Annotated in this window: 6 protein-coding genes; 4 read left to right on the top strand and 2 right to left on the bottom strand. The window is 66.7% G+C overall.

The window, feature by feature from the left end; translation table 11 throughout:
- The first annotated feature begins 109 nt into the window (after positions 1 to 109).
- Positions 110 to 1,120 carry a tetratricopeptide repeat protein gene (locus V7P99_RS11815; RefSeq protein ID WP_333795023.1) on the top strand — a complete coding sequence of 337 codons (1,011 nt, stop codon included), beginning with the start codon at positions 110 to 112 and terminating at the stop codon, positions 1,118 to 1,120.
- Between the two features lie 102 nt (positions 1,121 to 1,222).
- Here V7P99_RS11815 and xth read toward each other — a convergent pair whose 3' ends face one another.
- Entirely contained in the window at positions 1,223 to 2,002 is a 780-nt protein-coding gene (gene xth, locus V7P99_RS11810) for an exodeoxyribonuclease III (protein ID WP_333795022.1), read from the bottom strand.
- 8 nt (positions 2,003 to 2,010) lie between these two features.
- Positions 2,011 to 2,358 (bottom strand): iron-sulfur cluster insertion protein ErpA, encoded by a 348-nt coding sequence (gene erpA / locus V7P99_RS11805; protein WP_333795021.1) that lies wholly within the window; start codon positions 2,356 to 2,358, stop codon positions 2,011 to 2,013.
- A gap of 159 nt (positions 2,359 to 2,517) precedes the next feature.
- Between erpA and V7P99_RS11800 the strand changes: the two genes are divergently transcribed.
- From V7P99_RS11800 to V7P99_RS11790, 3 genes are all read left to right on the top strand, one after another.
- Entirely contained in the window at positions 2,518 to 3,753 is a 1,236-nt protein-coding gene (locus V7P99_RS11800; RefSeq protein WP_333795020.1) for a deoxyguanosinetriphosphate triphosphohydrolase, read from the top strand.
- Between the two features lie 227 nt (positions 3,754 to 3,980).
- Positions 3,981 to 5,741, top strand: coding sequence for an arginine--tRNA ligase (argS, locus tag V7P99_RS11795; protein WP_333795019.1), 1,761 nt, complete (start codon positions 3,981 to 3,983; stop codon positions 5,739 to 5,741).
- 200 nt (positions 5,742 to 5,941) lie between these two features.
- Positions 5,942 to 7,693, top strand: coding sequence for an SPOR domain-containing protein (locus tag V7P99_RS11790; RefSeq protein ID WP_333795018.1), 1,752 nt, complete (start codon positions 5,942 to 5,944; stop codon positions 7,691 to 7,693).
- The last annotated feature ends 3 nt before the right edge of the window (positions 7,694 to 7,696 follow it).

Here is a 7,696-nt window from a genome sequence, read left to right as displayed (position 1 = left end):
CCGCCGAACGCGTACCAGAGCGGGGCGATCAGAAAATTCGCGGATCAAGTGGGACCGGCCCGCTTCGGCGCCGTCACCCACGCAGGCGGGAAGGCGGAAGTTGTTTGCTATGCGGACATCTAAGCTGTTACTCGGATTGATCGTAATGGCGTGCGTGCCGGCGGCAGCGCTGGCTCAGGCGGCCTCCTTCAGCTCGTCGCGAGATGCGCTCCGGCAGGGCGTCAGCGCCTATCAGGGCGGCTATTACGAGCTTGCCATGCCGGCCCTCACGTTCGCGGCCGGCAAGGGCGAGTTCATGGCGAGCTACTATCTCGCGAAGATCTATCAGGACAGCACCGGGCCCTACACGGACCACGCCCGGGCCTACGCGCTCTTTGAGAGAATCGCCGACGAGCACCTCGACGTGGACCCCGATGACCCGCGGGCCCGCTACGTTGGCAAGGCACTCACCGCACTGGCCGGCTATATGCTTCGCGGCCTGCCGGAGATCAGTCTTTCGCCGGATGCGGAGCGCGCGGTGTTCTATCTCAAGAACGCCTCGACGACCTTCAACGACGAGGACGCCCAGTTCGAGCTCGCCAAGCTCCAGCTCACGGGCGAGGGTGTCGAAACCAATGTGCCGCTCGGGCGCCACTGGCTTTCGGTGCTGAGTCAGAACGGGCACGCCGGCGCGCAGGCGTTCTTCGCCGATCTTCTCTGGCGCGGGAAGCACGTGGAGCCGGATCCGGCCCGCGCACTGGCGCTGATCGCCGTTGCAGTGGACAACGCGCCGGCGCAGGACGCCATGTGGATTGAGGACATCTACCAGAACATCTTCTGTGGGGCGGGCGATGGCACGCGCAAGCAGGCGACCGGAATCGTGGCGCAGTGGGGCAACCGCTACGGGCGCCGGCCCGCAGTTTCCTACGATCGCAGCGGTCTGCCGCAGCTTCCGGCTGGTCCCGTGCGGACCTGCAAGGATGGGAAGCCCGTGGACGTAATCCCCGTTCGCTCCGGAGCGACGACGGCCCGGCTGCCTGCGGCCGAGGCGACGTTTGAATATGGAAGCATGACGGTCGATGTTCCGAGGCTGCGTGACGTGGCGGCGCCGGGGACGGCTTCTTCCGGAGCTCCGCGATAAAATAGCCAACGCTCAAAGGGGCTGGCACCGCTTCTCCGACGAAGCATAGAGCGCTGGCTTTCGCGCCTACCATTCTGAACGGCAGAAAAGCCGGACGTGCCGTCAGGCGAGCGTGACCCAAACGGGGACGTGGTCCGAGGGCTTCTCCCAGCTCCGTGTGAAGCGATCGATGCCGGACGAGGCGAGCCGGTCCGCCGCTTGTGGCGAAAGAAGCTGGAAGTCGATGCGGATGCCGTCGTCCTTCTGCCAGGCGCCGGCCTGATAATCCCAGAACGTGTAATGCCCCGGATCGGGGTGGCAGGCGCGCACCGCGTCGAGATAGCCGAGATGGCCGAGCGCATGGAACGCAGCGCGGCTCTCGGGCTGGAACAGCGCATCATTACGCCAGGCTTCGGGACGTTTGGCGTCGATCGCGTCCGGGATGACGTTGAAGTCGCCGGCGAGGATCACGGGCATCTCGGAGGCGAGCAGAGTGCGGGCCCGGTCTTCGAGACGCTCCATCCAGGCGAGCTTGTAGGGGAATTTCTCGGTGCCGACGGGGTTGCCGTTCGGCAGGTAGATAGACGCCACGCGAGCCGATACCTGCCCCGCCGTGACGGTGGCCTCGATGTAACGCGCCTGCGCATCATCGTCGTTGCCGGGCAGCCCGCGCTCGACGTCCTCGAGTGGGTGGAGCGAAAGGAGGGCGACGCCGTTGAAGCCCTTCTGGCCGTGAGTCGCGATGTTGTAGCCGAGATCGGCAAAGGCTTCGCCCGGGAAGCCCTCATCGACGCACTTGATCTCCTGCAGGCAGAGCACGTCGGGTCTGGCTTCGCGTACGTAAGCGAGCGCGCCCTCGATGCGGGCACGGATGCCGTTGATATTCCAGGTGGTGACTTTCACGCCGGCGCTCAGAGCGAGAAGCTTGTGCCGCAGCCGCAGGAGGCGGTGGCGTTCGGATTCACGATCTTGAACGAGGCGCCGATCAGCTCGTCGACGAAATCAATCTCAGAGCCAGCGAGATATTCGAGGGAGACCGGGTCGACCAGCACCTTGGCCGTGCTCTTCTCGATCACGACGTCGTCGCTTGCGGTATCGGAGACCAGATCGAATTTGTACTGGAAGCCGGAGCAACCGCCCCCTTCCACCGAGACACGCAGCATCGTGCCGGCGGGCTCGGCGGCCACGATCTCGGCAATGCGGCTAGCGGCGCGCTCCGTGAGCGTAACACGGTCGGTCGGGGTCAAGGTCTCTGACATTGGCTTCCTTCAGGGGCTTTCTTCGAGCCTGCTTCGCCTTCGGGGCGCACCCGCCCGGGACAAGCAAAATCTGCTACGAAGATAGTAGCGGGCGCGCCCAAGTCAAACGGCGCGCGAGGCCCGGCAGGCGCAATTCAGCGGTTAGGGTGCTTTGGCCACATGAGCGGGGCGATACGAAACGTGAGGGACGATGAAGCCGCATACGGCGGAGGCTTGAGGCCCGGCGAGCGCGCTCCGGCGCCCTATGCGGCGAGCGCGGTCGCGTCGCGGGGGCGGCGCTTTCCGGAGCCCGACTGCCCGACGCGCAGCCCCTTCCAGCGCGACCGCGACCGCATCCTGCACTCGACGGCGTTCCGCCGGCTCATCCACAAGACCCAGGTGTTCGTTTTCCACGAAGGCGATCATTACCGTACGCGTCTGACGCATAGCCTGGAGGTGGCGCAGATCGCACGCACGATGTCGCGCCAACTCCGGCTCGATGAGGACCTGGCGGAGGCGCTGGCGCTGGCGCACGACCTCGGGCACCCGCCGTTCGGGCACGCCGGCGAACGGGCGCTCGATGGGCTGATGGCGCGCTTCGGCGGCTTCGACCACAACGCGCAGAGCCTCCGGGTGGTGACAGCGCTCGAGCGCAAGTATCTCGCCTTCGACGGGCTCAATCTCACTTGGGAAACGCTCGAGGGGCTTGCCAAGCACAATGGGCCGATCGTGGAGGCGATGCACGAACCGGTGCGCAAGGTGATCCGCGCGCTCGAAGCATGGCGGAGCCTCGAGCCCGCCCGGTGGGCGTCGGGCGAGGCGCAGGCGGCCGCGCTTGCTGACGATATCGCCTACGTGAGCCATGACATCGACGATGGGCTGCGCGCGGAGCTCCTGACCCTCGACGGCCTGCGCGACGCCCCGCTCGTCGGCGCCGTGGTCGCGGCGCTGCCGGCGGCGGAGGCTTCCGGGCTGCGTAGCCGGCTGACCTACGAGGTGACGCGGCGGCTGATCACGATCCTCATCCACGATGTGGTGACGGAAGCGCGCACGCGTCTCGCCGCTCTTGCGCCGGCCTCTCCGGACGACATCCGGGCCGCCAGCCGGGCCATCGTTGCCTTCTCGCCCCGCATGGCGGCGGATCTCCGGGGGCTGAAAAGCTTCCTCATGGAGCGCGTTTACCGCAGCCAAAAGGTGATGCACGTGATGGACGAGGCCGAAGCGGTGATCGCCCGCCTGTTCGCTCGCTATCTCGACGATCCGGACGCGCTTCCGCCGACTTGGCGCGAGGCGCAGCGTGGCCTTTCGGAGCGGGCGCGGGCGCGGGTCATCGCCGATTTCGTGGCCGGCATGACGGATCGCTACGCCATCGACCAGCACCGTCTCCTGTTTGACGTCACGCCGGAATTACGATAGCCGGGCCGATGCTTTTCCGTTCGGGGATCTGGGTCCGCGAGCCTGAAGCCGTGGCGACGCTGGCGTCGCGGAATGCCACTCTCTCGTCATGCTGGCGAAGGCCAGGATCCACGACAGCTCTCCTTTCGGGTGTGGACGCTTGCGTGGATGGCCGCCCGCGCGGTCATGACGGTTTCGTAGCAGTTGTCGCACATTGATTTGAGAACGTCCGTATAGGGGTTCGTTTCATGAACGTGTTTGCGGAAGTCGAGGGCAGGGTGCTCGCCGTGCTCAGGGGCCTCGAGGAGAAGGGCGTCCTGCCTCCAGGGCTCGACTTCGGGGCCGTGGCCGTCGAGCAGCCGCGCGACGCCGCGCACGGCGATCTCGCCTGCAATGCCGCCATGGTGCTGGCGAAGGCCGCCCGCATGAAGCCGCGCGACATTGCGGAGGCGCTGGCGGAGGCGCTGAGGTCCGATCCCGACGTGGTCTCGGCCGAGGTCGCGGGACCAGGCTTTCTCAACCTGCGTATGCGCGACGGATTCTGGCACGATGTGGTGGCCGCCATTCTGTCCGAGGGCGCCCGCTACGGAGCCTCCAGAGCCGGGGAGGGCACGCGGACAAACGTCGAGTATGTCTCGGCGAACCCGACGGGGCCCATGCACGTGGGCCATTGCCGCGGCGCCGTGTTCGGCGATGCGCTCGCCAACCTGCTGGCCTTCGCCGGCTACGACGTGACGCGCGAATACTACATCAACGACGCCGGCGGGCAGGTGGACGTGCTGGCGCGCTCGGCGTTCCTGCGCTACCGGGAGGCGCTCGGAGAGGACATCGGCGAGATCCCAGCCGGTCTTTACCCTGGCGATTATCTGAAGCCCGTCGGAGCGGCGCTCGCCGAGCAGCATGGGCGCGCTCTGCTCGATAAACCCGAAGCGGAGTGGCTGCCGATCGTGCGCAGCTTCGCCATCGACGCCATGATGGCGATGATCAAGGACGATCTCGCCGCGCTCAACATCCGCCATGATGTGTTCTTTTCGGAGCGTTCGCTGACCACGGGCGAGAAGAACCAGGTCGAGGCCGCCATTGCGGCGCTCTCTGCCAAGGGACTTATTTTCAAGGGCGTGCTCGAAAAGCCCAAGGGCCACGACGACGAGGATTGGGAAGAGCGCGAGCAGACGCTGTTCCGCTCCACAGCGTTCGGAGACGATGCAGACCGGGCGCTTAGGAAGTCGGACGGCAGCTACACATATTTCGCCGCCGACATCGCCTATCATTACGACAAGCTCGAGCGGGGCTTCCGGCACCTGATCAACGTGTTCGGCGCCGATCACATCGGCTACATCCCGCGCATGAAGGCCGCCGTGCGGGCGCTCTCGGACGGCGCGGCGGATCTCGACATCAAGGTCTGCCAGCTGGTGAAGCTCTTCAAGGGTGGCGAGCCGTTCAAGATGTCGAAGCGGGCCGGCACCTTCGTGACCCTGCGCGACGTGGTGGACGAGGTGGGGCGCGATCCGGTGCGCTTCATGATGCTCTACCGCAAGAACGACGCGCCGCTCGATTTCGATTTTGCCAAGGTCACCGAGCAGTCGAAGGACAATCCCGTCTTCTATGTGCAGTATGCACATGCGCGCGCGGCCTCGGTGCTGCGCAATGCGCGTGAAGCCTTCCCGGACATCGATACGGCCCGCGAAGGAGGACCTGAGGCGGACCTGTCGCTGCTCACGGACCCGGGCGAGCTCGATCTGATCAAGAAGGCGGCCTTCTTCCCGGCCTTGATCGAGGCTTCGGCGCGCGCCCACGAGCCGCACCGGCTGGCTTTCTATCTCTATGATTTGGCTTCCGCTTTTCACGCGCATTGGACGCGAGGCAATGATTTGCCACAATTACGCGTTATCCAGGCGGGTGATCGGGCGATGACAGCTGCCCGGGCCGCACTCGTGGCCTCACTGCAGCAGGTGTTATCCTCAGGGCTGACGGTGCTCGGTGTCGGCGCGCCGGAGGCCATGCGCTAAACTCTCGATTCGAGGGCGAGATCTACGCATCGGTCAAGCTCGGCTTGCGATATGTTCTGACTTGCGACTTGGGGTAGATGAGTGCGCTGGCGGACCGGCCGTCAGCGATGCAAGGGCTGCCGCTCGGCCGGCATGGCAGGACGCCGGCGAGAGGCGCCGAGATCGCGCTTCCCCCGAGGTGCGATAAGGGGTTCCGAGAGATGACACGGTATAACAATCCTCTGCCGCACAATCAGGCGCCGAGCGCGCAGGGACGCGCCCAAGATAGCCGTCCACATGCGCCTCACGCGCCGCATACACCTCAGCCGCCACATTACGAACAGCTAGGATGGCCGCCCCAGCAGAGCCCCCAGCCGCGGACGGGACGGCCGGCCGCCCAGCCGCCCGCCTATGCTGATCCTGCCGGCTACGGGCAGCCTCCCGAGGGTGTCGGGCGTCATAGCAATGCCCCTCCGCACGATCCCTATGCAGCGCTGCGCCCCGATGGCTACGGCTATGGGCAGCCCTCACATCCGCCCTCGGGTGCCTATGGCGTCGAGGGATATGCGGATCCGCAGCAAATTCCTCGCGGCCAGGGACGGGCGCCGCAGGCGCCGGCCTTGCCACCGGAGCCGCCGTTCAATTCCGCAAGCGATCCTTATGGGGCGTTCGAGCCGTCGTCACATGGGGCAAACTCTTATGGCGGGCCACAGGGGAACGGCAACGGATACGATCCCGTTTTCGCCGATCCTCCGCTTTCCAGGGGGGCGCCACCGCCCGCGCCGTCTTATCAAGGTGGCTACGAGACTGCTGTGCCCGGCATGGAGGCGGAGGCTGACCAGTGGGGCGCGCCGAGCATCGGGCTCGATCCTCGCGATTACGGCCACGACGAATATGCGCACCCGCCCTCCGAGGCAGCGGATTGGGGCGCGGAGGCCTATCGCGGTGCGGACGCTGAGGGTGGGGCGTTCGATCCCGAGGCGATGGGCTACCAGCCGGCGCCGCCGCCGGCTCCGCACGGCATGTTCGACCAGAGCTATGCCGAGGACGAAGCCGGCTACGAGAAGGCGCCTCGCCGTGGCGCCTGGAAGAAAGTGGTGGGGCTTGCTGCCTGTGCCGTTCTTGCCGGTGGCGGTCTCGTCATCGCCTACAATGGCATCATGGACCCCGCGGACGGGAAGAACACGCCTCTGGTGAAAAGTGCCGAGGGGCCTTCGAAGGTGAAGCCGTCCGACCCGGGCGGGAAGCAGTTCGCGCATACGGACAGCAAGATCATGGGACGCCTCGGTGAAAGCGGCGAGACGCCGGAGTCCGAGCTTTCCGGCGTGCGCAAGGTGCCGGTGGTGACGGTGGGGCGCGACGGCTCGATCCAGCCACCGCGGTCCGTGGAGTCCGGTCAGACCAGCGCCGTCGTCTCCGTTCCGGGCCTCACCGTGATCGACGGGCTCGATGGGCCTTCGCCGACGCGGCCCACGGGGTCGGGCGACCGCGCGTCGGGCATGCAGCAGCAGGCGGCAGCTTCACGCAACGGCGGCGGGCCGCTCACGGTGGCGCCTCCGGGCCGGACGCCGGGCGCGGCCATGCCCACTGAGACCGGCGCCGTGCAGGCCAAGGCGGCCGCACCGGCAACCCGCCCCGAGGCATCTCGAAAGGCGGCAGAGGCGCCGCGCAAGACCGCCGCGGTGGCCGCGAAGCCGAAGACCGCAAGCGCCGGCTATGTGGCGGTGCTGGCGTCGGTGCCCGCTTCCGGCAGCAGCCGCATCGACGCGCTCAAGCAGTTCGCCGACATGCAGCAAAGGTACGGCACGATCCTGAACAACAAGACGCCGGACGTGCAGGAAGCGAATCTCGGCGAGAGGGGCACCTATCACCGGCTGCTGGTTGGCCCGCCAGGGTCGCGGGATTCGGCCAACTCGGTCTGCTCGCAGCTCAAGGCCGAAGGCTACAGCAGCTGTTGGGTCACAGCGTACTGATCG

The sequence above is a fragment of the Hyphomicrobium sp. genome, assembly GCF_036780825.1.
Lineage (GTDB): Bacteria > Pseudomonadota > Alphaproteobacteria > Rhizobiales > Hyphomicrobiaceae > Hyphomicrobium_C.
Note: the sequence above shows the minus strand (reverse complement) of the source record. Positions and strands in the feature narration are given on the sequence as shown.

What these genes read in the sequence shown, in the direction of transcription:
- V7P99_RS11815 (WP_333795023.1), top strand. Translation starts at nt 110, where the DNA reads ATGCGGACATCTAAGCTGTTACTCGGATTGATCGTAATGGCGTGCGTG.
- V7P99_RS11790 (WP_333795018.1), top strand. Translation starts at nt 5,942, where the DNA reads ATGACACGGTATAACAATCCTCTGCCGCACAATCAGGCGCCGAGCGCG.
- argS (WP_333795019.1), top strand. Translation starts at nt 3,981, where the DNA reads ATGAACGTGTTTGCGGAAGTCGAGGGCAGGGTGCTCGCCGTGCTCAGG.
- erpA (WP_333795021.1), bottom strand. Translation starts at nt 2,358, where the DNA reads ATGTCAGAGACCTTGACCCCGACCGACCGTGTTACGCTCACGGAGCGC.
- V7P99_RS11800 (WP_333795020.1), top strand. Translation starts at nt 2,518, where the DNA reads ATGAGCGGGGCGATACGAAACGTGAGGGACGATGAAGCCGCATACGGC.